This window comes from Actinomadura vinacea (assembly GCF_039532545.1).
GTDB lineage: Bacteria > Actinomycetota > Actinomycetes > Streptosporangiales > Streptosporangiaceae > Spirillospora > Spirillospora vinacea.
This window is the reverse complement of record NZ_BAAARW010000002.1, coordinates 288750-313709: the sequence shown is the minus strand read 5'-3', so window position 1 is coordinate 313709 and position 24960 is coordinate 288750. Positions and strand designations below refer to the sequence as shown.

Annotated in this window: 27 protein-coding genes; 15 read left to right on the top strand and 12 right to left on the bottom strand. The window is 71.4% G+C overall.

Annotated features, from left to right (window positions below; translation table 11 throughout):
- Window positions 1–71: 71 nt before the first annotated feature.
- Genes ABD340_RS03300 through ABD340_RS03260 form a run of 9 tightly spaced genes read left to right on the top strand, consistent with a single transcriptional unit; the run spans window position 72 to window position 7202 of the window.
- Window positions 72–878, top strand: coding sequence for a TauD/TfdA dioxygenase family protein (locus ABD340_RS03300; RefSeq protein ID WP_344586870.1), 807 nt, complete (start codon window positions 72–74; stop codon window positions 876–878).
- Window positions 875–1579 carry an SDR family NAD(P)-dependent oxidoreductase gene (locus ABD340_RS03295; RefSeq protein WP_344586868.1) on the top strand — a complete coding sequence of 235 codons (705 nt, stop codon included), beginning with the start codon at window positions 875–877 and terminating at the stop codon, window positions 1577–1579. Before ABD340_RS03300 ends, ABD340_RS03295 begins: the two co-directional genes overlap by 4 nt.
- Complete coding sequence (locus ABD340_RS03290) at window positions 1576–2103, top strand: carboxymuconolactone decarboxylase family protein (RefSeq protein ID WP_344586865.1); 528 nt, start codon at window positions 1576–1578, stop codon at window positions 2101–2103. The genes ABD340_RS03295 and ABD340_RS03290 overlap by 4 nt, the downstream gene beginning before the upstream one ends.
- 34 nt (window positions 2104–2137) lie before the next feature.
- Window positions 2138–3409: an aromatic ring-hydroxylating oxygenase subunit alpha gene (locus ABD340_RS03285; protein WP_344586864.1), complete on the top strand. Its 1272-nt coding sequence runs from the start codon at window positions 2138–2140 to the stop codon at window positions 3407–3409.
- Window positions 3396–3716 (top strand): hypothetical protein, encoded by a 321-nt coding sequence (locus ABD340_RS03280; RefSeq protein WP_344586862.1) that lies wholly within the window; start codon window positions 3396–3398, stop codon window positions 3714–3716. The genes ABD340_RS03285 and ABD340_RS03280 overlap by 14 nt, the downstream gene beginning before the upstream one ends.
- Window positions 3716–4951: a metal-dependent hydrolase family protein gene (locus ABD340_RS03275; RefSeq protein ID WP_344586861.1), complete on the top strand. Its 1236-nt coding sequence runs from the start codon at window positions 3716–3718 to the stop codon at window positions 4949–4951. Before ABD340_RS03280 ends, ABD340_RS03275 begins: the two co-directional genes overlap by 1 nt.
- Window positions 4935–5348 (top strand): nuclear transport factor 2 family protein, encoded by a 414-nt coding sequence (locus tag ABD340_RS03270; protein WP_344586860.1) that lies wholly within the window; start codon window positions 4935–4937, stop codon window positions 5346–5348. Before ABD340_RS03275 ends, ABD340_RS03270 begins: the two co-directional genes overlap by 17 nt.
- A complete protein-coding gene (locus ABD340_RS03265) occupies window positions 5335–6423 on the top strand; it encodes an acyl-CoA dehydrogenase family protein (protein WP_344586859.1) in 1089 nt (362 codons plus the stop codon). The genes ABD340_RS03270 and ABD340_RS03265 overlap by 14 nt, the downstream gene beginning before the upstream one ends.
- Window positions 6420–7202: an acyl-CoA dehydrogenase family protein gene (locus ABD340_RS03260; RefSeq protein WP_344586858.1), complete on the top strand. Its 783-nt coding sequence runs from the start codon at window positions 6420–6422 to the stop codon at window positions 7200–7202. The genes ABD340_RS03265 and ABD340_RS03260 overlap by 4 nt, the downstream gene beginning before the upstream one ends.
- A 74-nt stretch (window positions 7203–7276) precedes the next feature.
- On the opposite strand, the gene ABD340_RS03255 is transcribed toward ABD340_RS03260, so the two are convergent.
- The 3 genes from ABD340_RS03255 to ABD340_RS03245 are packed head-to-tail and all read right to left on the bottom strand — an operon-like array spanning window position 7277 to window position 10115.
- On the bottom strand, window positions 7277–8068 hold the full coding sequence (locus tag ABD340_RS03255) for an enoyl-CoA hydratase (RefSeq protein WP_344586857.1): 792 nt from the start codon (window positions 8066–8068) through the stop codon (window positions 7277–7279).
- 50 nt (window positions 8069–8118) lie between these two features.
- Window positions 8119–9267 (bottom strand): acyl-CoA dehydrogenase family protein, encoded by a 1149-nt coding sequence (locus ABD340_RS03250; protein ID WP_344586856.1) that lies wholly within the window; start codon window positions 9265–9267, stop codon window positions 8119–8121.
- Window positions 9264–10115, bottom strand: a complete 852-nt coding sequence (locus tag ABD340_RS03245) for an acyl-CoA dehydrogenase family protein (protein WP_344586855.1) — start codon at window positions 10113–10115, stop codon at window positions 9264–9266. Before ABD340_RS03245 ends, ABD340_RS03250 begins: the two co-directional genes overlap by 4 nt.
- A gap of 168 nt (window positions 10116–10283) precedes the next feature.
- On the opposite strand from ABD340_RS03245, the gene ABD340_RS03240 reads away from it, so the two are divergent.
- Entirely contained in the window at window positions 10284–10964 is a 681-nt protein-coding gene (locus ABD340_RS03240) for a TetR/AcrR family transcriptional regulator (protein ID WP_344586854.1), read from the top strand.
- 58 nt (window positions 10965–11022) lie between these two features.
- Here the strand turns inward: ABD340_RS03240 and ABD340_RS03235 are convergent, their stop codons facing one another.
- From ABD340_RS03235 to ABD340_RS03220, 4 genes are all read right to left on the bottom strand, one after another.
- The gene (locus tag ABD340_RS03235; protein WP_344586853.1) at window positions 11023–12072 is read right to left on the bottom strand and encodes a phosphotransferase family protein; all 1050 of its coding nucleotides are present in this window, start codon (window positions 12070–12072) and stop codon (window positions 11023–11025) included.
- On the bottom strand, window positions 12069–13421 hold the full coding sequence (locus ABD340_RS03230; RefSeq protein WP_344586852.1) for an acyl-CoA dehydrogenase family protein: 1353 nt from the start codon (window positions 13419–13421) through the stop codon (window positions 12069–12071). The genes ABD340_RS03235 and ABD340_RS03230 overlap by 4 nt, the downstream gene beginning before the upstream one ends.
- 134 nt (window positions 13422–13555) lie before the next feature.
- The gene (locus ABD340_RS03225) at window positions 13556–14236 is read right to left on the bottom strand and encodes a TetR/AcrR family transcriptional regulator (protein ID WP_344586851.1); all 681 of its coding nucleotides are present in this window, start codon (window positions 14234–14236) and stop codon (window positions 13556–13558) included.
- 119 nt (window positions 14237–14355) lie between these two features.
- Window positions 14356–15174, bottom strand: coding sequence for an NAD(P)-dependent oxidoreductase (locus tag ABD340_RS03220; RefSeq protein WP_344586849.1), 819 nt, complete (start codon window positions 15172–15174; stop codon window positions 14356–14358).
- 263 nt (window positions 15175–15437) lie between these two features.
- Here ABD340_RS03220 and ABD340_RS03215 point away from each other — a divergent pair, with 263 nt between their 5' ends.
- The 4 genes from ABD340_RS03215 to ABD340_RS03200 all read left to right on the top strand — a co-directional run bounded on the left by ABD340_RS03215 (window position 15438) and on the right by ABD340_RS03200 (window position 18628).
- Entirely contained in the window at window positions 15438–16298 is an 861-nt protein-coding gene (locus ABD340_RS03215) for a mycofactocin-coupled SDR family oxidoreductase (protein WP_344586848.1), read from the top strand.
- A gap of 25 nt (window positions 16299–16323) precedes the next feature.
- A complete protein-coding gene (locus ABD340_RS03210) occupies window positions 16324–16515 on the top strand; it encodes a ferredoxin (RefSeq protein WP_344586847.1) in 192 nt (63 codons plus the stop codon).
- A 95-nt stretch (window positions 16516–16610) separates the two neighbouring features.
- Complete coding sequence (locus ABD340_RS03205; protein ID WP_344586846.1) at window positions 16611–17981, top strand: cytochrome P450; 1371 nt, start codon at window positions 16611–16613, stop codon at window positions 17979–17981.
- Window positions 17982–18172: 191 nt separating this feature from the next.
- Window positions 18173–18628: a MarR family winged helix-turn-helix transcriptional regulator gene (locus ABD340_RS03200; protein WP_344586845.1), complete on the top strand. Its 456-nt coding sequence runs from the start codon at window positions 18173–18175 to the stop codon at window positions 18626–18628.
- Here the strand turns inward: ABD340_RS03200 and ABD340_RS03195 are convergent.
- The 5 genes from ABD340_RS03195 to ABD340_RS03175 are packed head-to-tail and all read right to left on the bottom strand — an operon-like array spanning window position 18600 to window position 23566.
- On the bottom strand, window positions 18600–19481 hold the full coding sequence (locus ABD340_RS03195) for an NAD(P)-dependent oxidoreductase (protein WP_344586844.1): 882 nt from the start codon (window positions 19479–19481) through the stop codon (window positions 18600–18602). The two genes, ABD340_RS03200 and ABD340_RS03195, sit on opposite strands and share 29 nt — an antisense overlap.
- Entirely contained in the window at window positions 19478–19897 is a 420-nt protein-coding gene (locus tag ABD340_RS03190; RefSeq protein ID WP_344586843.1) for a carboxymuconolactone decarboxylase family protein, read from the bottom strand. The genes ABD340_RS03195 and ABD340_RS03190 overlap by 4 nt, the downstream gene beginning before the upstream one ends.
- A 14-nt stretch (window positions 19898–19911) precedes the next feature.
- Window positions 19912–21333 (bottom strand): aldehyde dehydrogenase family protein, encoded by a 1422-nt coding sequence (locus ABD340_RS03185; protein ID WP_344586842.1) that lies wholly within the window; start codon window positions 21331–21333, stop codon window positions 19912–19914.
- 28 nt (window positions 21334–21361) lie between these two features.
- Window positions 21362–22540 (bottom strand): acyl-CoA dehydrogenase family protein, encoded by a 1179-nt coding sequence (locus ABD340_RS03180; RefSeq protein WP_344586841.1) that lies wholly within the window; start codon window positions 22538–22540, stop codon window positions 21362–21364.
- 3 nt (window positions 22541–22543) lie between these two features.
- On the bottom strand, window positions 22544–23566 hold the full coding sequence (locus ABD340_RS03175) for an acyl-CoA dehydrogenase family protein (protein ID WP_344586840.1): 1023 nt from the start codon (window positions 23564–23566) through the stop codon (window positions 22544–22546).
- Between the two features lie 451 nt (window positions 23567–24017).
- Between ABD340_RS03175 and ABD340_RS03170 the strand changes: the two genes are divergently transcribed.
- Entirely contained in the window at window positions 24018–24956 is a 939-nt protein-coding gene (locus tag ABD340_RS03170; protein WP_344586839.1) for a cyclase family protein, read from the top strand.
- Window positions 24957–24960: the final 4 nt, after the last annotated feature.

Below are 24960 nucleotides of genomic sequence, written 5' to 3'. Positions count from 1 at the left end.
GCACCGCCCGGGGCTTTCGGATGGTCGGACGCCGAGAGTATGATTCTCCCATTCGGAAGGGAGATTTCCACATGATGGAGACGAGAGCACTGTCCCCGAGCCTGGGGGTGGCGGTCTCCGGGGTCGAGGACCCGTTCGACGACACCCTGATCAGCCGGTGCCTCGAGGCGCTCAAGTGGCGCGGCGTGCTGCTCGTCCGCGGCCTGGACCTGGACGACGCGGGGCAGCTCGCCTTCAGCCGGAAGCTGGGCGAGGTCGTGGCGCTGCGCGGACGGGAGATCTTCACGGTCTCGCTGGACCCGTCCAAGAACCCCATGGCCGAGTACCTCAAGGGCACCTTCGACTGGCACCTCGACGGCACCAGCGACGAGGTGCCGATCAAGGCCACCACGCTGACCGCCCGGCACGTGGCCATGGTCGGCGGCGGCACCGAGTTCGCCAGCACCTACGCCGCCTACGAGAACCTGTCCGAGGCGAATCGCAGGCGCTACGACGGGCTGCGCGTGGTGCACAGCTTCGAGGCGGCGCAGCGCCTGGTGAAGCCGGACCCCTCCGAGAAGGAGCTGGCGGGCTGGCGCAGCGTGCCGACCCGCGAGATGTCCCTGGTGTGGGAGCGCCGTGACGGCCGCCGGTCCCTGGTCATCGGCGCGACCGCCGACCACATCGTCGGCATGGACCCCGCCGAGAGCAGGGCGCTGCTGGACGAGCTGCTCGAATGGTCGACTCAGCCGCGCTTCTGCTACACGCACGACTGGGCGGTCGGAGACCTCGTGATGTGGGACAACACCGGGATCCTGCACCGCGCGCTGCCCTACGACGCGTCCTCGCAGCGGACTCTGCACCGCACCACCATCGTGGGCGAGGAGGCGTTCGCTTGAGGACCGCCGTCGTGACCGGCGGCGGCTCGGGCATCGGCCTGGCCATCGCCGAGCGGCTGTCCGCCGACGGGCACCGCGTCGCCGTCCTCGACCTCAAGCCGACCGGGGACTTCTTCGCGCGCGGCGCCGACGTCACCGACCGCGCCCAGGTGGAGACCGCGCTGGCCGACGTCCGGGAGCACCTCGGCCCGATCGGGATCCTGGTGAACGCCGCCGGACTGGAGGGCTACAAGCGGTTCGCCAACCTGACGTTCGAGACCTGGCAGCGGGTGCTCGACGTCAACCTCAACGGCGTCTTCCACTGCGTCCAGGCCGCGCTGCCGGACATGACCGAGGCGAAGTGGGGCCGGATCGTCAACATCTCCTCCTCCAGCGCCCACTCGGGCCAGCCGTTCATGGCGCACTACGTCGCGGCCAAGTCGGCCGTCAACGGGCTGACCAAGTCGCTGGCGCTGGAGCTGGGCCCGCTCGGCATCACCGTGAACGCGGTGCCGCCCGGGTTCATCGACACCCCGATGCTGCGCAGGTCCGAGGAGCGCAAGCTGCTCGGCGGCACCGTCGAGGACCACATCGCGCGCACGCCGGTCCGGCGCGTCGGCCGTCCCGAGGACATCGCCGCGGCCTGCGCGTTCCTGGTGTCCGAGGACGCCGGCTACGTCACCGGACAGATCATCGGCGTCAACGGAGGACGCAACACATGACCCCCCGACTGCCTCCCGTCCCCTACGAGGACTGGCCCGCCGGCGCTTTGACGACTCCGGACGGCCGCAAACTCCCCCCGTCCAACGCGCTGGGGCTGTTCGCCCATCACCCGGCACTCGCCAAGGCGTTCATCCGCTACAACGACCATCTGCTGATCGGGTGCAGCCTGCCGACCCGGGACAAGGAGCTGGCGATCCTGCGGGTGGCCTGGCGGCGGCGATGCAGGTACGAGTGGGCCTCGCATGTGCGCTTCGCGCGGAAGGCCGGTGTGACCGAGGAGGAGATCACCGAGGTGCGCGTGGGCGCCCGCACACTCATCAACCGCGCCACCGACGAGCTGGACGGCGGGCGCCCGCTGTCGGACGAGACCTACGCGGAGCTGGCCAAGGGCTACGACGAGCGGCAGCTCCTGGACTTCGTCTTCACCGTGGGCACCTACGGCCTGCTGGCCCTGGCCTTCGAGACCTTCGGCGTCGAGATCGATCCGGGACGCACTGACGAGAATTTCGATAGCATCAACTGAGAATGCTATTCTCTTCCGAGAAAGGGGTGTGACCATGCCGCACTTCCCCAAGCCGTCCGCGGGCAGCTGGACCGAGCAGTACCCCGAGCTGGGCACGGCGCCGGTGAACTACCGGGACTCCATCGACCCGGCCCACTACGAGGCCGAGCGCGAGGCGATCTTCAAGAAGACCTGGCTGAACATCGGCCGGGTGGAGCAGGTGCCGCGCGTCGGCAACTACTTCACCAAGGAGCTGGCCGTCGCCGACACCTCCATCGTCGTCGTGCGGGGCAAGGACAAGGAGATCCGCGCCTTCCACAACCTGTGCCGCCACCGCGGCAACAAGCTGGTGTGGAACGACTACCCCGGCGAGGAGGTCAGCGGCACCTGCCGCCAGTTCACCTGCAAGTACCACGCCTGGCGGTACGACCTCGAAGGGGCCCTGACCTTCGTCCAGCAGGAGAGCGAGTTCTTCGACCTCGACAAGAGCGAGTTCGGCCTCAAGCAGGTCCGCTGCGAGATCTGGGAGGGGTTCGTCTTCATCAACCTCGACCAGGACGCGGAGCCGCTGAAGCAGTACCTCGGCGACCTGGCCAAGGGGATCGAGGGCTACCCCTTCCACGAGATGACCGAGGTCTTCAGCTACAAGGCCGAGATCGGCAGCAACTGGAAGCTGTTCATCGACGCCTTCGCCGAGTTCTACCACGCGCCCGTCCTGCACCAGAAGCAGGCCACCAAGGAGGAGGCCGACAAGCTCCTGGGGTACGGCTTCGAGGCGATCCACTACGAGATCAAGAGCCCGCACTCGATGATCTCCACGTGGGGCGGGATGGCGCCGCCCAAGGACCCCGGGATGGTCAAGCCGATCGAGCGGGTGCTGAGGAGCGGCCTGTTCGGCCCGTGGGAGCGCCCCGACATCGAGGGCGTCGCGCCCGACCGGCTGCCGCCCGGGCTCAACCCGGCCGGGCACCGCGCCTGGGGCGTGGACTCCTTCCACTTCTTCCCCAACTTCATGCTGCTGGTGTGGGCGCCCGGTTGGTACCTCACCTACCACTACTGGCCCACCGCGGTGAACCGGCACATCTTCGAGTCGAAGCTGTACTTCGTCCCGGCCAAGACGGCGCAGGAGCGGCTCCAGCACGAGCTGGCGGCGGTGACGTTCAAGGAGTACGCGCTCCAGGACTCCAACACGCTGGAGGCCACCCAGACGATGCTCAAGAGCCGGGCCGTCCTCGACTTCCCCCTCAACGACCAGGAGATCCTCCTCCGTCACCTGCACAAGGTGGCCGGCGACTACGTGAAGGAGCACACCCATGCTGCCGGCTGACTTCGCGGCGCTCGAGCCGTACGGCGACTGGGTCCTGCCCGGCGAGCCCGAGCGGTACGCCAAGCGGCTCGCCAGTTCGATGGAGGAGATGCAGGCGTTCTACGACGCGGCGTTCCCCCTGCTGGAGCCGGCGACCGAGCACCTCGGGAAGTTCGCCATCGACGACCTGCCCGAGCCGGAGCGCAACCTGCTGCTCCTCATGTGCTCGCTGGTGATGGTGTCGTTCCCGGTCGAGGTCTGGAAGCAGGCGCGGGTCCCCGACAGCGGCGCGGCCTACCTCGACGTGATCGCGGAACCGCGGATCTGATGGCGCTCACCCTCGAGGCGGCGCGCGTCCTGCACGTCGAGACGGGAGAGATCGAGGCGCCGGGCCGGGTCACCGTCGACGGCGACCGCATCACCGCGGTCGGCGGCGGCCCCGCGGGCGACGGCGGGGCGGGCGAGGTCCTGGACCTCGGCGACGTCACGCTCCTCCCCGGCCTGATGGACATGGAGGTCAACCTCCTCATGGGCGGCCGGGGCGAGACGGCGCTGCTCTCCCCCGTCCAGGACGACCCGCCGCTGCGGATGCTGCGCGCGGTGGGCAACGCCCGCCGCACGCTGCGGGCCGGCTTCACCACCGTCCGCAACCTCGGCCTCTTCTGCAAGACCGGCGGCTACCTGCTGGACGTCGCGTTGGGCAAGGCCATCGACGCAGGCTGGGTCGACGGCCCCCGCGTCGTCCCGGCCGGCCACGCGATCACGCCGACCGGAGGGCATCTGGACCCCACGATGTTCGCCGCCTACGCGCCCGGGATCATGCCCCTCTCGCTGGAGGAGGGCATCGCCAACGGCGTGGAGGAGGTGCGCAAGGCCGTCCGGTACCAGGTCAAGCACGGCGCCAAGCTCATCAAGATCTGCGCGTCGGGCGGGGTGATGTCGCACACCGGCCTCCCCGGAGCGCAGCACTACTCCGACGAGGAGCTGCGCGCCATCGCCGACGAGGCCCACCGGCGCGGTCTCAAGGTGGCGGCGCACACCCACGGCGCCGACGCCGTCCGCTCGGTGGTCGAGGCGGGCATCGACTGCATCGAGCACGCCTTCCTCATCGACGACCCGACCCTCGACCTCATGGCCGAGCGCGGCACCTGGCTGGTGCCGACGACGGCGCTGACCGAGGGGATGGACCTGTCCCACGCGGCGCCCGAGCTGAAGGCCAAGGCCGCGGAGATCTTCCCGCGCGCCCAGACGGTCATCGCCCGGGCGGCCAAGGCGGGCGTGAAGATCGCGGCCGGCACCGACGCGCCCGCGATCCCGCACGGGCGCAACGCCACCGAGCTGGTCGCCATGGTCGAGCGCGGGATGACGCCGCTGCACGTGCTGCAGTCCGCGACCGTCAACGCGGCCGAGCTGATCAGCGCCGACGACCGCGGCCGGATCGCCGAGGGCCTCCTCGCCGATCTGATCGCCGTCCCCGGCGACCCCGTCGAGGACATCTCGGTGACGACCGAGGTCCGCTTCGTAATGAAAGGAGGGAAGGTCTTCCATGACAAACGCGGTTGAGGACGTCATCGAGATCCAGCAGCTGCTGGCCAAGTACGCCGTCTCGATCACCAAGGGCGACATCGACGCGCTGCTGGAGGTCTTCACCCCCGACGGCACCTACAGCGCGTTCGGCGAGGCCTACCGGCTGGACGAGTTCCCCGCCCTGGTCGAGTCCGCGCCCAAGGGCCTGTTCATGGTCTCCCCGCCGCTGCTGGACGTCCGGGGCGACGAGGGCACCGGCGTGCAGAACCTGTGCTTCATCGACCACGCGTCCCACGACATGCGCATCGGCTACTACAACGACACCTACCTCAGGACCCCGGACGGCTGGCGGCTCCGCACCCGCGCCATGACGTTCATCCGCCGCAACGGCGAGCACAACTCGGGCCGCCCGCACTCCCATGCGCGTCGATGAGTTCCGGACGGGGCTGCGGGCGTGGCTCGACGAGCACGACCTGCGCCCCGTCCACGACGGGGGGCTCGACGGGGAACTGGCCCAGCTCTCCCGGGTTCGCCGGGCGCTGTTCGAGGCGGGCTGGATGCGCCGGGGCTGGCCCGAGCACGCCGGGGGCCTCGGCGGGCCGGTGATCCTGCGCGCGGTGCTCGGCGAGGAGGTCATGGCGCGCAACCTCGCCGATCCGGGCCTCTACACGCTGATCGAAGTGCTGGCGCCCACGCTGATCCGGTACGGGTCCCCCGATGCGGTCGCGTTCGTCCCGACGCTGCTGGCCGGCGAGGAGACCTGGTGCCAGGGGTTCTCCGAGCCCGGCGCGGGAAGCGACCTGGCCGCGCTGAGCACCCGCGCCGTCCGCGACGGCGACGCGTGGGTGATCGAGGGGCAGAAGGTGTGGACCTCCCTGGCCCAGTTCGCCGAGCGCTGCGTGCTGCTGGCCCGCACCGGCGGCCCCGGCCACCGGGGCATCTCGGCGTTCCTGATGGACATGGACAGCCCGGGGATCACGGTGCGTCCCATCAAGACCATGCACGGCAGGGACGAGTTCGCCGAGGTGTTCCTCGACGGCGTCCGCGTCCCGGCCGCGCGGATGCTCGGTGCCGAGGGGCAGGGCTGGGAGATCGCGATGAGCATCCTCCCCGACGAGCGCTCCTCGTGCTTCTGGCAGCGGATCACCTACCTCTACACCCGGCTGGACCGGCTGCTGGCGGAGGCGCCCGCCGCGTCCGAGCGGCAGATCGGCGAGGCGTATCTGGACCTGCACGCGGTGCGGTCGCGGTCCCGGCTCACCCAGCACCGCCGCGACCGGGGGGAGACGCTCGGCGCGGAGACCTCCATCGACAAGGTCCTCCTCGCGACCGCCGAGCAGTGCCTGTACGACACCGCGCGGGAGGCCTTGCCCGGGGTCGTCGAGTACGGCTCCTCGTCCTGGCAGGAGGAGTACCTCTACTCCCGCGCCGCCACCATCTACGGGGGCACCGCCGAGATCCAGCGCAACATCATCGCCAAGCGGCTGCTCTCCCTGGGGGACGAATGATCGACGCGTCCGATCTGGCCCTGCTGTCCTCGGGCCTGCGCTCGGCCATGGAGACGGAGGCTCCCGACGGCCTGGACGCCGCGCTCGTCGAGCTGGGCTGGCACGACCTGCTGGAGGAGGCCCCGGACGAGGCGGTCGCGCTGGTCTTCGGCCTGCTCGGCGAGACGGGCGCGCACGCGCCCGTGCTCAACGACGTGCTGCTGCACTCGATGAAACGCCCGCTCGGCGGCGTGGTGGCGCTGGCGGAGAGCGGCCTGGCGTTCGGCCGCCCCTGCGTAGCCTCGGACGGGCTCGACCCGGCGCTGGGCCTGTGCCGGGTGGAGTGGGAACCGCTCGGCGCGGAGGCCCTGGCGGCGGGCCGCCGGGCGCTGGGCTTCCAGCTCGTCGGCGCGGCTCGGGCGGCCCTGGAGCTGGCGCGGGAGCACGCGCTGGCGCGGACCCAGTTCGGGCGGCCGGTGGCCTCGTTCCAGGCGGTCCGGCATCGCCTGGCCGAGACCCTGGTGGCGCTGGAGGCGGCGGAGGCCGCGCTGGGCCACGCGTCCGATCCCATGACCGCCAAGCTGGGCAAGGCCCTGGCCGGGCGGGCCGGCCTCACGGCCTCCCGCCACTGCCAGCAGGTGCTCGCCGGGATCGGGTTCACCGCCGAGCACCGGTTCCACCGGTTCGCGCGGCGGATCCTCATCCTGGACGATCTGCTCGGCTCGGCGTCGGCGCTGACCGCGGAGATCGGCGGGGACCTGCGCGCCGCCGGCCGCGCGCCCCGTCTCGTCGACCTCTGAGATCCCGAGGATCGGCGAAGGTGCGGTGGGACGCCGGGCGTCCCACCGCACCTTCGCCGTTCACGCTTGCCGTTTCACTGCGTCTTGAGCTTCTTCTTCATTTCGTCGAGGCGGACCAGGACGGGGAAGCCGTCGACGCTGAGGGCGTTGCCATGCCCGGTCTGGTGCACGTCGAAGACCGATTGGATCGCGGCGTAGAACCCCTGGACGTCGAGGGTCTGGTTGACCGCCCGCTTGGCCTGCCGCAGCGCGAACGGGTGCATCTTGGCGATCTGCCCGGCCAGCTCCATCGCGGCGCCTTCCAGCTCCTCCAGCGGCACGACGCTGTTGACCATGCCGATCCGCTCGCCCTCCTCGGCGGTGACGGCGCGGCCGGTGAACAGGATCTCCTTGGCCTTGCGCGGGCCCAGTTCCCAGGTGTGGCCGTGGTACTCCACCCCGCCGATGCCCATGTGCACCACCGGATCGGAGAACTCGGCGTTCTCGGCCGCCACGATCAGATCGCACGGCCAGCACAGCATCAGCCCGCCCGCGATGCACTTGCCCTGCACCGCCGCGATCGACGGCTTCGGCACGTTCCGCCACCGCAGCGTGTACTCCAGGTAGCGGCGCGACTCGACGCTGTAGATCCACTCCAGGGTCATCTTCTCCGGGGCCCACTCGCGGTCCTTGAGGTCGTGCCCGGCCGAGAAGTGCTTGCCGTTGGCCTTCAGGACGATGACCCGCACCTCGTCGTCCGCGGCCGCGCGGCTCCACGTCGCGTCGAGTTCGTCCAGCAACTCGCCCGTCTGCGCGTTGGCGGCCTCCGGACGGTTCAGGGTGATGACCGCCACGCGGTCCTTGACCTCGTACAGGATCTGGTCCATGTCCGCCTCTCCTGCCTCTCCTTGGCTGGTTCTCTCCTGGCCGGTCCGGGTCACCTGGGCAGGCCGAGGATGCGCTCGGCGATGATGTTCCGCTGGATCTCGGAGGTGCCGCCCGCGATCGTCCCGGCGAAGCTGCGCGTGTAGCGCTCGAACCAGCTGGAGGTGAAATCCTCGAAGTCCATGTGGTTGAACGGGGCGGTCGCCGCGGGGTGGACGAGCCCGTCGGGCCCGCGTTCCTCCAGCGCGTGCAGGCCGGCGGTCTGCGCGGCCTCGGAACCGAGGAGTTTGAGCAGCGACAACTCTGCCGGATCGCGTTCGCCGCCAAGCTGCCGGTAGCCCAGCAACCGCAACGCCTGCAGATCCATCTGCAACGTCGCGTACCACTCCTGGTCGCTGCGCGCGTCCCGGAGCAGGTCCTCCAAGCGCTCGGCGAAGCTCAGCCACAGCATGGTCCGCTCGTGGCCCAGCGAGCCGTGCGCCACGGCCCACCCCTTGTTCAGCGGCCCGATCAGGTTCTCGCGCGGTACGCGCACGTCGGTGAAGAAGACCTCGTTGAAGTCCAGGTCCTCGGGGTCCGCGATGGAGCCGAACGGCTTTCGCACCATGCCTTCGGTCTCGGTGGGGATGAGCAGGACGCTGATGCCCTTGTGCTTGGGGGCGTCCGGATCGGTGCGCACGAACGTCAGCAGCACGTCCGCGTGATGCGCCCCCGACGTCCACACCTTCTGCCCGTTCACCACGAAATGGTCGTCCTCAAGGACGGCGCGCGTGCGCAACCCCGCCAGGTCCGAGCCGGCCCCGGGCTCGCTCATGCCGAGCGCCGCGGTGATGTCGGCCCGGAGAATCGGGACGGCCCACTTCCGCTTCTGCTCCTCGGTCCCGAAGGTCAGGATCGAGGCCGCGATGATGCCCAGGCCCTGCGGGTTGAAGCTGTGGTAGATCCGCCGTCTGGACAGTTCCTCGAGATGGGTCAGCTGCTGCGGCAGGGTGGCGTCGCGTCCGCCGTACTCGGGCGGATTGCCCGGCAGCAACCACCCCGCGTCGAACAGCTTGCGCTGCCACCGCCTCGCCCACCCCGGCACGTCCGCGCTGGACCGGGCGCGCGGGACGGCCTCTTCCTCGCCGGGCAGGTTCGCGTCCAGGAACTCCGAGAAGTCGGCGCGGAACTTCTCCAGCTCGGGGTCGGTGGTCAGTTTCACGCGAGGAGCGCCTTCCTGTGCACGGACGCGGTCCCCAGCAACAGGTCACATGCCTTGGCCCGCTTGAGATGGAGCTGCAGCTCGTGCTCCCAGGTGAACCCCATCGCCCCGAACAGCTGCAGGCCGTTCCGGAACACCACCCGCTGGCACTCCCCCGCGGCCGCCTTCGCCATCACCGCCGCCCTGCCCCGCCCCGGATCATCCTCCGCGATCGTCAACGCGGAGAAGTACGCCAGCACCCGGGCCCGCTCGATGGCCACGTACATGTCCGCGGCCTTGTGCTTCACCGCCTGGAACGACCCGATCGGCACATCGAACTGCACCCGCTGCTTGACGTGCTCCACCACCAGGTCCAGGATCCGCCGGCACGCGCCGACAGTGGTGATCGCCAACCCCATCAGGGTGAGGTCGGGAACCCCCGCGACCAGGTCCCGCGCCTCCACATGGGCGACGTGCAGCCTCGGGTCGAAGACGTCCACCCGCTCGGCCGCCACATCCGCGCCCTTCAGCACGACGACGCCGTCACGGGTCAGCAACGCGACCTCGTCCGCCCTGTCGGCGTCCAGGACGAACCGCCCCGTCCCGTCGCAGACCCCTGTGCCCGCCCCCTCGGGCAACCGGCCCGCCAAGGGGGCGAACCACGTCGCGGTGGCCAGGAAGGGGGTCGGGTCGGCGACATACCCCAGCTCCTCCAGCACGATGGCCAGCTCCACCGGAGGGGCCTCCAACCACCCCAGCTCCCGATACCGCGCCCACAACCGCTCCTCCGGCTCCGACCGCAGCCCCGCCACCGTCTCCCGGACCATCCGCTGCAACAGCCGCTGATCCTCGTCCAACTCAACATCCATCGGCGACCTCCACGACAGCGCACGCAGGAAGGCGAGCGGCGCGATAGTATCATTCTCATTATAGGGTAGTAAGCGTCTCAAGTATGCAAGCAACGATTCCGCAAAGTGCGACGGTCCCATCCCCGGAGCCGTGTACTCCTACCGAAGAAGTGGAATAACGTTCTGTCCGTGACCGAAGCCTCCGAAGGTCCCGCCTGGCGCCGGCGCGCCGTCGAGCGGTCCATCCGTGCCGTGCGGCAGCGTGCCGAGCAACGGGTACAGCGCTTCCTGGACACCGCCCAGGAGGTCATCGCGGAGAAGGGAACGACCGACTTCACCGTCCAGGAGATCGTCGACCGGTCAGAGCAGTCGCTGCGCAGCTTCTACCAGCACTTCAACGGCAAGCACGAACTGCTTCTGGCACTGTTCGAGGACGCGCTCGCCAGGTCGGCGGCCAACATCCGGGAGACGGCCCTCGCCAAGCGGGACCCGTTGCAGCGTCTCAAGGTCGCGGTGGAGATGCTGTACGAGTCGTCCCGCCCCGACCCCAACGTCCAGCGCCCGCTGTTCAACGACTTCGCCCTTCAACTCCTGGTCAGGCACCCCACCGAGGTGGCGGCCGCGCACCTGCCCCTGCTGGTGCTCTTCACCGAGCTCATCGAGGACGCGGCCAAGGAGGGCGCCATCTCCGCGGACCGGCCGCGCCGCGTCGCCGCCCTCATGATGCAGACCACGATGTTCACCGCCCATGCCAACGGCTCCACCTTCAGCGACCATTCCACGCCGCTCACAGCGGAAGAGGTGTGGCGGTTCTGCCTCGGCGGGATCTCCGGTCAGCCCGGCGGGCCGCACCCGGACCGCGAGGAATAGGAGAGACCGGAGGCAGGCCGATCGCCTCGCGCCGGGGTGCGAGGCGATCGGACCGGGCTCATCCCTGGGAGATCTCCTGCTCCGCCTTGGCCCATAGCCATTTCGCGTAGCCGTGCAGGCCCTCTCCGGTCGGACGGTGCATCCTGCCGTTCAGGGCGCGGAAGTAGCTGCCCTCCAGGAGGGCGGCGAGCCGGAAGCACGCCAGCACCTGGAACCACCGGAACCGGGAGACGTCCCTCCCGGTCAGTTCACCGTAGTGCGCGACGAGTTCGGCGCGGCCGGGCATGCCCTCCCAGGGTTGCAGCTGCGGGTCGCTGCCGGGCGGGTCGCCCTTCTCCCGCCACGCGGTGAGGATCCACGCGAGGTCGAGCAGGGGGTCGCCGAGCGAGGCCATCTCCCAGTCGACGATCGCCGCCAGCCGGGGCGCGTCGTGGCGGACCATCACGTTGGCGAACTGCAGGTCGCCGTGCACGATCCCGACCGCCGCGGTCTCCGGGCGGTTGGCCTGCAACCACTCGCTGACGGGGCCGACGAGCGGCGACTCGTTCTCGCGGTACTCGGCGGACTCGCGGTAGCCCTCCAGCATCTTCAGGTAGCGGGGGGTCTGGCGCTCCGCCCAGCCGTCCCTCTTGCCGAGGTCGCCCAAGCCGACCGCGTCCGGGTCCACCGCCGCCAGCTTCGCGGCCCCGGCCACCATGTCGAACGCCATGTCCCGCCGCCAGCCCGCGTCGGTGCCGAACGCGCCGGGAAGCCGCCCCCTGGGAGTGAAGCCCTCGATCTTCTCCAGGACGGAGAACGGCACCCCGAGCACGCCGTCGTCGAGGCTGCCGCCGTACCGCCGCGGATGCGGCACGTCCGTGCCCGCCAGGGCGGTCAGGACGCGGGACTCCCGGGCGAACGGGCCCGTGGCGTCCGGGCGCGCGTGCGGTCCCGGACGGCGCAGTACCAGTTCGGTCCCGTCGGCCCGGACCATCGAGTAGAGCAGGTTCTGCGCGCCGCCGGTCAGCGGGCCGAGCGAGGTGACGGGACCCTCGCCGGGAAGGCCGGCGTCGCGCACCCAGTCGTTGAGCCGGTCCAGGTCGACCAGCGACGCCGGATCGTCGCTCATCGGGCGCCCGCCGCCTCGCCCAGCGTTCCGGCGAGCTTCTCGCGGGCCGCCGCCAGGCGCGTCGGGATGTGCTCGGAGCCGAACAGCGGATCCTCGGCCGGGACGGCGTCCTTCAGCAGCAGCCGGGCGACGACGTCCTTGTGCGCCTCGGTCGGGCCGTCCGCGACCCCCAGCACCGGACCGCCCTGCCACATCCGCATCAGCGGCAGCTCGTTGGAGACCCCGAGGGCCCCGTGCAGGTGGACGGCCCGGTAGATGACGTCGACGAGCAGCCGCGGCGTGGCCGCCTTGACCGCCGAGATGTGCAGCCGGGCCGCCCTCTTGTGGTCGGGGTCGCCGGTCTCGACCGACTGGTCGACCTGCCAGGCGGCGTGCAGCACCTGGAGGCGGAACTGCTCGATCTGGATCCAGGAGTCGGCGAGCGCGTGCCGTACGGTCTGCTGCCGCGACAGGGGCTCGCCGCGCGTGGTCCGGCTGGCGATGCGCTCGGTCATCATCTCCATAGCGCGGCGGCACTGGCCGATCGTGCGCATCGCGTGGTGCAGCCGGCCGCCGCCCAGGCGCGTCTGCGCGATGGTGAAGCCCGTCCCCGGCTCCCCGAGCAGGTTCTCCGCCGGGACCCGGCAGTCGGTGAAGCGCAGGTAGCCGTGGACGCCCTCGCCGACCGGCTCGCCGGACAGCCCGGTGCCGCGCACCATCTCCATCCCCGGCGTGCCGCGCGGGACGATGAACATCGACGATCCGCGGTGGACCGGCACGTCGGGATCGGTGATGACCATGGCGATGACGAACGCGGCGTGCGGGTAGTTGGAGGCGAACCACTTCTCGCCGTTGATCACCCAGCCGTCCCCGTCGCGCACCGCCCGGCAGGTGAAGCCGCCGGGGTCGGCGCCGCCCTGCGGCTCGGTCATCGCGTAGGTGGAGACGATGCGCCCGTCCAGCAGCGGTTCGAGGTACTCCGCGCGCTGCTCCGCGGTCCCGTAGTGCGCGAGGATCTCCGCGTTGCCCGAGTCGGGGGCCTGCGTCCCGAACACCATGGGCGCCCACTGGGACCGTCCGAGGATCTCGTTGAGCAGGCCCAGCCTGACCTGGCCCATGCCCATCCCGCCGAGGGACGGCGGCAGGTGCGCCGCCCACAGGCCCTGCTCCCTGACCTGGTCCTGGAGGGGCCGGACGACGTCCAGGAAGACCTTGCTCTCACGGTCGTAGGGGTCGGCCGTGCCCGGGTACAGCACGTCGATCGGCTCGATCTCCTCCTGCACGAACCGGGCGACCCAGTCGAGCTTGGCCTGGTAGTCGGGGTCGGTGCTGAAATCCCACACGCGGCAGTCCTCTCTTCCGGCGGGCACGCCCGCCCCTCCCCGTGTTCAGAATGATGATCTGAAGATAACAGAATGCCGTTCTCGGATCCAGAAAGGTCACTCTGCCCAGGTGAGAAGGTTGGGAGGGTTGATGCGGAGGCCTCCCGGCCGGTGCGGGCCCCTCAGCCGGCGTCCGCCGAGGCCTTCACCCCGGCGAGCAGGAACGCGACCAGGCGGTCCAGGTCGTCATCGGACGGCACCTGCGCCTTGAACAGGTAGAACTGCATGGCGGCGACCGCCGCGCCGGCGACGGTGCGCGCGGCGTGCAGCGGTTCCCGTGCCCCGAGCTCGGCGGCGGGCTCGGCGAACAGCTCCGCCAGCGACTCCACGAGGGCGACCGAGGCGTGCGGCGCGTCCGGCGACACGGCGGTGGAGTTGCTCAGCACGGCGCGGGTCTTGGCGGCCAGGCCGGTGTCGGACGCCTGCTTCATGATCGCCTCGACCCCGGCGCGGAGGCGCCGCTCGGGGTCGCGGGCGGACGCGATCCGGTGCCGGACGTAGCCGACCACGGTCCGCGCGCCCTGATCGACGATCGCCTCCACCAGTTCGTCCTTGCTGGCGAAGTAGCGGTAGAAGGAGTCGTTGGACAGCCCGGCCGCCGCCACGATGTCGGCGACCCGCGGGCCGCGCCGGCCGCTGGCCTCCACCATCAGGGCCAGCCCCGCCTCCATGAGCGCGCGGACGTCGGACTGCGCGACCTCCTCCACCACCGAGACCCGGCGGCGGACCGCCCGCTCGGCGAGCGTCCGCTCGGCGAGCGTCCGGCCCGCCCGGCCACGGTCGGCACCTCTGTCGGAAGGCATGCGGCATCCTCACGCTCTGTCGACGGGCCGGGCGGCCGCCCGCCGCCCGTCCACCCAGTACGTGGAAATGATATTCCCCCGGCAGAGAACCATCATGCCATCCGCCCTCCGGGCCGGCCTCAGCGCCGGTGGCCCATCACCTCCAGGGCGGCGTCGGCGGCGTCCAGCACCACGCCCGCCGGAACACCGGCCGCATCGGCGATGTCGGCGAGCAGCCGGACGTCCTTCTGGAGCAGCGGCCCGGCGCGTTCGCCCATCGCGTCGAGGGTCGCGCCGGCGGCGGCGACCCTGGTCAGCGCGAAGCTGGCCGCACTTCCGTGGGAGAGGACCCCGGCCAGGCGGGTGGCGTCGATGCCCAGGCCCCGCCCCAGCTCCAGCAGGCCGGCCGCGGTACCGAGCTGGGCCGTGAAGAGCAGGTTGTTGAGCAGCTTGGCGACCTGCCCGGCCCCCAGGTCGCCGAGGTGGACCACGGGATCGCCGTAACTGGCGAACACCGGGCGGCAGCGCTCGACGGTGTCGGTGTCCCCGCCCACCATCACCAGGAGGCGCCCCTCGGCCGCGGCCGGGCCGCCGCCGCTCACCGGAGCGTCGACCAGCGCGACGCCCCGCTCGGCCGCCCGCGCCGCCATCCGGCGGCAGGTGTCGGGGTGGACGGTGCTGTGCACCGCGATCACCCCGCCCTTCCCCAGCCCGGCCAGCACCCCGGTGTCGCCGGTGACGACCTCCTCCACATCGGCGTCGCCGACGACGCAGAGGCAGACCAGATCGCTGGCCGAGGCCAGCTCGGCGGGCGAGGCGGCCGCCTCCGCGGACGTCCCGCCGAACGGCTCCAGCGTGGCGGACCGCCGCGCCCACAGCGTCGTCGGATGGCCCGCTTCGATGATCCGCCGCGCCATGGGGGCGCCCTGGCTGCCGAGTCCGATGAACCCCACGCGCATCAGCGGGCCTCCCCCGGGGTCTCGGCGGCGACTCCGTGCGCCGCGACTCCGTGCGCCGCGGCTCGCTCGGCAGGCTCGGTCATGGTCGCTCCGCTCATGGACGCTCCTTCCGGGACCGGAGAATGAATCGTAGTTCATTACTCTTGAACTCTCTTCACTGAAACTGAATCATTGCCTAACAGACTGGCTGCGCGTACGGCGGCACCGCATCCCGTTCAGCGACGCGGGCCGGGCAGCGGCTCACAGACGGAAGGACAGCGGACATGGGACGTGTTGAAGGGAAGGTCGCGTTCATCACCGGTGCGGCACGCGGCCAGGGCCGCAGCCACGCGGTGCTGCTGGCGGAAGAGGGCGCCGACATCATCGCCGTCGACATCTGCCGGGACTTCGAGACGGTCGGGTACCCGCTGTCCGGCCCCGACGACCTCAAGGAGACCGTCCGGCTGGTCGAGGACCTCGGACGGCGCATCGTGGCGGTGCAGGCCGACGTGCGCGACGCCGGGCGGCTGCGCGAGGCGCTGGAGCAGGGCGTGCGCGAGCTGGGCCGGCTCGACATCGTGGTGGCGCAGGCGGGCATCGCGCCCACGCACGGCAGCCCGCCGCTGCAGGCGTGGTCGGACGTCATCGACGTCAACCTGATCGGGACGATCAACACGATCCAGGTCGCCATCCCACATCTGACCGAGGGCGCCTCGATCATCGCGACCGGCTCGACGGCGGCCCTCATGAACCACGGCATCGTCCAGACGCCGGGCTCGAACCCCGGCGGGGCGGGCTACGCCTTCACCAAGCGCACGCTGTCGGCCTACGTCCACGAGCTCGCGATCAACCTCGCCCCGCTCAAGATCCGCGCCAACGTCGTGCACCCGACGAACTGCAACACGCCGATGCTGCAGAGCGAGCCGATGTACCGGTCGTTCCGCCCGGACCTCGAGCACCCCACCCGCGAGGACGCCGAGCCGGCCTTCCACGTGCAGCAGGCCATGCCGGTCCCGCACATCGAACCGCGGGAGGTCAGCGAGACCGTCCTCTTCCTCGCGTCGGACGAGTCCCGTTACGTGACCGGAATGCAGATGCGGGTCGATGCCGGCGGTTACCTCAAGTGGCACGACTACCACGTCTGACCCCGCCTCCAGGAAAGGAACCCACGTGAAGGTGCAGGTCGATTCGGAGCGCTGCCAGGGCCACACGCTCTGCGCCATGATCGCCCCCGACAGCTTCGAGCTCAACGACGTCGACGGCCACTCCTCCCCCGTCCGGCAGGACGTCCCGGCCGACCAGGAGGGCCAGGTCGCCGAGGCCGTCAACTCGTGCCCGGAGCGGGCGATCTCCATTTCCTGAGCGCACGGCCCGAGCACAAGGCTTGAGCACGAGCCTGAGCACCCGCCGGCGACCGCGTCCGGCTTTCCCACCACTTGCAAGGAAGGGACGACCCCGTGAGCACGGAGGACGTCGGCAACGGCGACGAGCGCAAGAAGCGGAGATACCGGTTCGACCGGCACACCCCCGAATACCACCGGCAGTTCGAATCGATCACCCGGGAGATGCAGGCGCAGTGCCCGGTCGCCTGGTCGGACACCTACGACGGGCACTGGGTCGCCAGCACCTACCGCGCCGTCTTCGATCTCGCCCGGTCCGCCGAGTACCTCTCCAACGACCATGACGTCAAGGGCGAGCGGCGCGGGTACCGGGGCATCACCATCCCCTCCGCGCCCCGCGGCAAGGGCATGCGGGGCGGTTTCCTGGAGATGGACCCGCCCGAGCAGCGCTACTACCGGCAGACGCTCAACCCCTACCTGTCGCCCGCGGCCATCAAGCGCTGGATCCCGGTGATCGACGAGCTGGTGCGGGCCTGCCTGGACGAGAAGATCGAGGAAGGGCGGATCGACTTCGTCGAGGACCTCGCCAACGTCGTCCCGGCCGTCCTGACCCTGGCCATGATGGGCATCCCGCTCAAGAAGTGGGAGATGTACAACGAGCCGGCCCACGCCGGTGTGTACACGCCCCACGACTCGCCCGACATGAAGCGGGTCGTGGAGATGCACATGGCGATGATGAAGGACCTGGCCGCCTCGATCGTGGAGGTCCGGGAGAACCCGCGGCCCGGTCTGGTGGACGCGCTCGTCAACGCCGAGATCAACGGTCAGACGCCCCCCGACGACGAGCTGGTGGGAGTGCTGGGCCTGCTCATCGGCGGCGGTTTCGACACCACCACGGCGCTGACCGCGCACGCGCTGGAGTGGCTGTCGGAGAACCCGGCGGAGCGGGAGCGGCTGAGCCGCGAGCGGGACACACTGCTGGACCCGGCGACCGAGGAGTTCCTGCGCTTCTATACTCCGGCGCCGGGCGACGGGCGCACCATCTCGGCCGACTGCCGGATCGCCGACACCAGCTTCGAAGAGGGCGAGCGGCTGTGGCTGTCCTGGGCGATGGCCAACCGCGACCCCTCGGTGTTCCCCGAGCCGGACAGGATCGACCTGGGCCGCAAGGGGAACCGGCACACCGCGTTCGGGCTGGGCATCCACCGCTGCATCGGCTCCAACGTCGCCCGCACCGTGTTCAAGCGCATGATCATCCAGGTGCTCGACCGGATGCCCGACTACCGGTGCGACCCCGAGGGCGCGGTGCACTACGACACCATCGGCGTCATCAACGGCATGCGGAACCTGCCGGCGACGTTCACCCCCGGCCCCAGGGTCGGCGCCGGGCTCGATGAGACGCTGGAGGTCCTCCAGCGGTCGTGCGACGAGCAGCGGCTGGCGGAACCCGTCACGACCCGCAAGTCGGCGGCGAAAGTGGAGGACTGACCTCCCGGCCGGCCGTCCGGAGCCGAGAAGGGCCGCCCGCTTTCGGCGAAGCGGGCGACCCTTCTCACCGGCGTGCGGTTTGATATGCACAATGCACACGATATGTGCCATGCATATCAACTGTGATAGACCTACTGCTGACGGATGCGGGGCCGGGAACCGGACGCAGGAGAATCCGGAGGAGGCCTGACATGGGCGATCCCAGAGGGCGGATCGAGTACGAGACGATGCTCATCGGGCGCCACCGCGACATGATGGTGCCGCACGCCACCCACGGCGACCGCCGTCTGGACCGCAGCGCCTACCTGCTCCTCAGCCGCATCCGGGTCGAGGGCCCGATGTCCATCGGACAGCTCAGCGAGGCGTTCGGCCTGGACGCCTCCACGCTCAACCGGCAGACCTCCGCCATCCTGCGGGCCGGGCTGGTCGAGCGCATCCCCGACCCGCAGGGCGGCATCGCCCGCAAGTTCCGCATCACCGACGAGGGCCTGCGCCGCCTCGAACACGAGCGCGCGGAGAACCTCCAAGGGCTGGAGAAGGTCCTGGCCGGCTGGACGGCGGAGGAGATCTCCGCCTTCGCCGATCAGCTCACCCGGTTCAACACCGACATCGAACGCCTCACCGGGCGTCCCTGGCCCCGTTCCTGAGCACGCCGTCGACGAAGGGGAAGATGCGCGTGAAGTCGGCGCCCGGCTCGGCCGCGGCGAACCCCTCCCACAGCGACGTCGTCACCGACCCGATCGAGGCGGGGCCGTCCTGCTCGCGGACGGCGTCCAGGTAGAGCCGCACGTCCTTGAGCATGAGCGAGTTGGTGAAGCCGGAGGCGTAGCGGCCGGTGAGCACGTGGTCGGGGAACTTGTCCCGGCTGGCCGCGCTCTGGCCGCTGGCCCCGTTCAGCACCTCCAGCATCGTGCCCATGTCGAGCCCGGCCGCCACGCCGAAGGCGACCGCCTCGCTGGTGGCCGCCAGCGCCGTCGCCGACAGGAAGTTGTTGGCCACCTTCAGGGCCTGGCCCAGCCCCGGCCGGTCGCCGACCCGGTGGCGGCGGTCGCTCAGCCCGGCGAGGACGGGCTCGACCCGTTCGCAGGCGCCGTCGGAGCCGGCGTACATCACCGCGAGCGTGCGGGCCCGCGCCCCGGCCGGGCCGCCCGACACCGGCGCGTCGACGTAGCCGATGCCGCCGCGGGACAGCGTCCCGGCGACGTCCCGCGCGGCGCGCACCCCGATCGTGGAGGTGTCGACGACATGGGTGACGCGGCGCCCGGGCGCCGCGACGATCTCCTCGGCGACCTGCTCGCAGACCGCGCCGTCCGGCAGGCTGAGCACCACCACGCCCGTCTTCGCGGCGACCTGCGCCACGTCGGCGGCGGAGGCGGCGCCCTCCGGCGTGCGCTCCGGGCCAGCGGCGTCGTAGGCCACCACCTCGAAGCCCGCGCCGACCAGGTTCGCCGCGAGCGCGCCGCCCATGTTGCCCAGGCCGACGAAACCGACCGCGGTCATCGCGGGGCCTCCTCGCGCGATTCCCGCAGGGCCCGCACGGTCCGCCTGGCGGCGACCCCGGCCGGCGCACCGCAGTAGCCGGCGATCTGGAACAGCAGTTCGTCGATCTCCGCGTCGGTGACGCCGGCCCGGTGCGAGCTGCCCGCGTGCAGGCGGAACTCCTCCATCCGTCCCAGCGCCGCGGTCATCGCCATCACCAGCAGGCTCCTGTCCCGTGGCGTGAGCGGCCCGCCCCGGGCCCACGCCCCCCAGGCCATCGAGGTGATGAAGTCCTGGAACTCCCGGCTCGCCGGGTCGGGGTCGGCGGTCATGCCGTCGACGTAGGCGTCGCCGAGCACCGCCCTGCGCATCGCGCGGGCGGCCCGCAACTCGTCGGGCTCTCGTTCCTCGGGCTCTTGTTCATCCGGCTCTCGCATGGGGCCTCCCAGGCTCAGTGGAGGGACAGGCTGACGGTCTTGATCTGGGCGTACTCGTGGAGCGCCTCGACGCCCTTCTCCCGCCCGTATCCGCTCGACTTGAACCCGCCGAACGGCGTCTCGATGCCGAGCGCTCCCCCGTTCACCGCCACCTGGCCCGCCTCGATCCGCTCGGCGAGCCGCAGGCCGCGGCCCGCGTCCCCGCTCCAGACGGCGGCCACCAGCCCGTAGTCGGTGTCGTTGGCGAGGGCGAGCGCCTCGTCCTCGCCGGTGAACGGCATCGTGACCAGGACGGGCCCGAAGACCTCCTCGCGCGCGATCCGCGCCCCTGCCGGCACCCCGGCGTAGACGGTCGGGCGCACGTACTGCCCCTCCGCCCCGGGGCCGCCGTCATAGGCTCCCCCGCCGGTGACGGGCACCAGGCCCGCGGCCCCGGCCTCGGCGAAGTGGTCCAGCACCTTGCCGAACTGCGCCTCGGTGATGATCGGGCCGAAGTCGACGCCCGGCCGGAGCCGCTCGACCGCCTCGGCCACGGCCGCGACCACCTCGTCGTGCACCGCGGCCTCGACCAGGAGCCGGGTGGTGGCCGAGCACACCTGGCCGGCGTTCATCGCCACCGCCTGGACGGCCGCGGCGACCGCCCGGTCGAGCGCGGCGTCCGCGAACACCACGATCGGCGACTTGCCGCCCAGTTCGAGCGTCAGCGGGACGAGCCGCCCGGCGGCGATCCCGGCCAGGTGGCGGCCGGTGGCGACGGATCCGGTGAAGGCGATCCGGCGCACCCCCGGATGGGCGGCCAGCGGCGTCCCCACGTCGGGGCCGGTGCCCGTCACCACGTTCAGCAGCCCGTCCGGAAGGCCGGCGTCGCGGGCCAGCCGCGCCAGGCACAGCGTCGAGGTGGAGGTCAGCTCGGAGGGCTTGGCCACGACGGCGTTGCCGGCGGCGAGCGCCGGGGCCAGCGCGCGGCACGCCTGGTTCAGCGGCAGGTTCCACGGCGTGATCGCGGCGACGACGCCGTAGGGCTCCAGCCGGGTGTAGGTGTGGTGGCCGGCGCCCTGGTCGATCGTGCGCCCGTGGTGGGCGCGCAGGACGCCCGCGTAGTAGCGGAAGTAGGCGGCCGACATGTCGACCTCCACGCGGAGCTGGGCCGGGACCTTCCCCGTGCACGCCCGCTCCCGCTCCATCAGCTCGGCGGCGCCGGCCTCGATCGCGTCCGCCACCGCGTGCAGCGCCTCGGAACGTTCCGCCCCGGAACACCGCGCCCAGTCCGGCTGGGCCGACGCCGCCGCCGCGACGGCGTTCCCGGCATCGGCCTCGGAGCCGGCGGCGATCTCGTCGCCGGGCCGGCGGGTCGCCGGATCCAGCGTGGGCAGGTAGGCGCCCGTCGCGGGCCGCACCGCCTTGCCGCCGATCCAGTGGTCGTGCCGAACGGCCATCCGCCCTCCCTCTCGCAGATGTGCCCGGTCAGCCGCCGGGCCGGTGCCGGGGCAGGCCGAGGCGGCGCTCGGCGATGATGTCGCGGAGGATCTCGCTCGTCCCGCCGTAGACCGTGGTGACCACGGCCGCCCGGAAGTCGTGTTCGAACATGCCGCCGGCCGGGGCGCCGGGCGCCTCCGGCGCCAGCACCCCCTCGACGCCCAGGATGTCGAGCGCGTCGCTGTAGTGCCGCTGGGCCATCTCGCTCCAGAAGAGCTTGCGCATGGACCCTTCGGGACCGGGGACCCCGCCCTTGGCGGCGTGCCAGTTCATCCACTGCCCCAGAAGCCGCGAGACTTCCTCGTCGACGCGTATCCTGCCGATCCGCTCGGCGACCAGGGGGTCGTCGAGGACGGGGGTCCCGTCGGGACGGCGCGCCTCGCGCGCCCAGACGGTCAGGTCCTCCGACAGGGTCTGGTCGACGGACTGGGGGCTGGCCACGCCCCGCTCGTACACCAGGGCCACCCGCATGACGTTCCAGCCTTCGTCGACTCCGCCGACGCGGGCCGAGTCCGGCACGCGCACGTCGGTGTAGAAGGTGGCGTTGGTGACCTGGCCGCCGAGCGTGTGGATCGGCTGGATCTCGAAGCCCGGCGCGTCCGTCGGCACCAGGAACAGCGTCAGCCCCTTGTGCTTGGGGACGTCGGGGTTCGTGCGGGCCAGGACGAAGACGTGGCTGCTCACCTGCGCGGTGCTGGTGAACATCTTCTGGCCGTTGACGACCCACCCGTCGCCGTCCCGGACGGCGGTGGTCTTGGCCGCCGCCACGTCCGAGCCGGAGTCCGGCTCGCTGTAGCCGAGCGCGATCATCATGTCGCCGCGCAGCGCGGCGGGCAGGAACTCGCGCTTCTGCTCCTCGGTCCCGGCGTGCTGGATGGTGTAGGTCACCATGGTCGTCGTCGCCCACCCGTCGAAGTGCAGGCCCCGCTGTTTGCACTCGTCGAAGACGGCGCCGGCGAAGCCGGGGTCGACATCGCTTCCGCCGTACTCCGGCGGACGGCCGGCGGCGAGGATGCCGTCGCGGGCGAGCAACGCGTGCAGGGCCATCGTCTGGTGGCAGCCGGTGCGGTGCTGCTCCTCGGCCCACTCGGGCCGCACGTTGGCCTCCACCCAGGCGCGCGCCGCCTCGCGGTGCGCGGCGAGCTCGTCGGACTGCCAGAAATCCATCGGTCACCCTTCGGACAGGCGGCGGGGCAACTGCGCGTAGAGGGCCCGGGGGTCGCCCGCCGCGAGGGGCCACGCCTTGGCACGCCGGAAGTACAGCTGGATGTCGTACTCGAGGGTGTAGCCGTAGCCGCCGTGGAAGTGCAGGCTGTCGGACGCCGTCCGGAACGCCGTCTGCGCGGCGAACAGCAGTGACATCGTGGCCAGCACGCCGGCCTCCGGCAGGCCCGCGTCACGCGTCCACGCCGCCTTGTAGGCCAGCAGCCTGGCCCCTTCGAGGGCGGTCGCGTTGTCCGCCAGGCGGTGCTGGACCGTCTGGAAACCGCCGATGAGGACGCCGAACGCCCTGCGGTCCAGGACGTAGTCGATGCCGAGTTCGAGCGCCCGGGACGCGATCCCCACGAGGGCCGCCCCGGTCAGCAGCTGCCAGTGGCGCACCGCCCGGGTGTGGGCGGCGACGGCCTCCTCGCCCTTGGCGAGGGCGATCGCCCCTCCCGCGTCCAGGCGGCGGTCGGCGATCGGCATCGCGCCGAGGTTGGGGACGGCCTCGGCCGGCCCGTCCCGCAACGGCACGGCCAGGAGTTCCTCGCCGCACAGCACGACGACCAGGTCCGCCACCGCGCTCGCCGGGACCAGCCGGGCGGTGTCCCCGGCGACCGGGTGCAGCGCCAGCGTCGCCAGCGACTCACCGGCGACGGCGCGCGACACCAGTGGTTCCAGCTCGGCGCCCCCGGCCGCCGAGGCGAGCGCGAGGTTGGCCACGGCGGCCTCGATCAGCGGCACCGGTGCCAGCGACCGCCCGACGCTCTCCGCGGCGATGGCCAGCTCGACCCATCCGGCCCCGCCCCCGCCCCGGTCCTCGGGGACGGCGATCGCGGGCAGCCCCATCTCGACCGTCTTTCGCCACAGGGCCGGGTCGAACCCGAGCGGCTCGGCGGCCCGGACGGTCTCGGTCGGCGACTCCTTGTCGAAGAACTCGCGCAGGGCGGCGCGCAGCGCTTCCTGATCGTCGGAGAAATCCAGGTCCACGTACGGCTACCTCCGCGACGCACAGCCGCCCGGACTTCTCCAAGGCGGCCGACTCGACGTTACGGGCAAGGCGACAATACTCCTTCCAGTATACGAGAGCAATATTCTCGCCACCGAGGTCCCCTTGCGCCACAGCCTGGGCGAACCTCGGCCGATCTCCCACACCGCACACCGAGAACGATCTTCTCCCGACTTATGGACATAAGAACTTCTCCTGGATACCGTGAGTTTCCGATGACTTGGAGAAGTGAATTCTCATCTACAGCAAGTCAGCTTGCGATCCGCCCGACCGCGCTGCTCGCCGAGAACGTCTGGCGGTTCTGCCTGACGGCGCTGCGCGGACCCGAACCGGCCCCCGCCGCCGAGCCGGGCTGACGTCCCGGCCGGACACCCGCGGAGCGCCGGCGAGCAGGACATTCCCATTGGACGAGGTGAGCGGGAGGCTCGACCGATGCCGGTGATCGACATGGACGGCGTCCGGGCGCTGGGACGCGAGCTGAGCAACTGGGGGCGCTGGGGCGACGACGACCAGCGCGGCACGCTCAACCTGATCACGCCCGAGCGGACGGCCGCGGCCACGGCGGCCGTCCGGCGCGGCGCCTCGTTCTCGCTCTCGGTCCCCGCCGACGAGACCGGCCCGTACGACCTGCGCACCAGCGGCCGCTTCAACCCCATCCACACGATGACGCGGTACCGCGGCGACAATCCGCGGTACGGGCCGCAGGACTTCCAGTCCTCGGAGGACATGCTGATCATCGGGACGCACTCCTCGACGCACTTCGACGCGCTCGCCCACCTCTGGTACGACGAGCTGCTCTACAACGGCCGGCACCACCACGACGCGGTGACGTCCCTGGGCGCCGCGCGCAACTCGATCCAGAACCTGGTGACGGGCGTCGTCTCGCGCGGGGTGCTGGTGGACATGCCGCGCCTGCGCGGCACCACCCACCTCGCCCCCGGGACCCGGGTCGGCCCGGCCGACCTCGACGAGGCGCTCGGCGCGGCGGGCGTCACGCCGAGGCCGGGCGACGTGCTGCTGCTGCGCACCGGCACCTACCCGCGGGAGCGGCGCGGCCTCGAGGTCGAGCCCGGCGCGTCGCCGGGACTGAGCTGGGAGTGCGCCCGCTGGATCCGCGAGCACGGGATCGCCGCGGTGTGCGCCGACAACCTGGCCGTCGAGGCGCTCGGCGCGAACCCCGGCGGCCCGATGATCCCCTTCCACATGGTCGCCATCCGCGACATGGGCCTGCTCCTCGGCGAGATGTTCGACTTCGAGGACCTCGCCGACGACTGCGCGGCGGACGGCGTCCACGAGTGCCTGTTCATGGCCTCCCCGCTGAACATCCCCGGCGGCGTGGGCTCCCCCGTCAACCCCATCGCGGTCAAATGAGCGC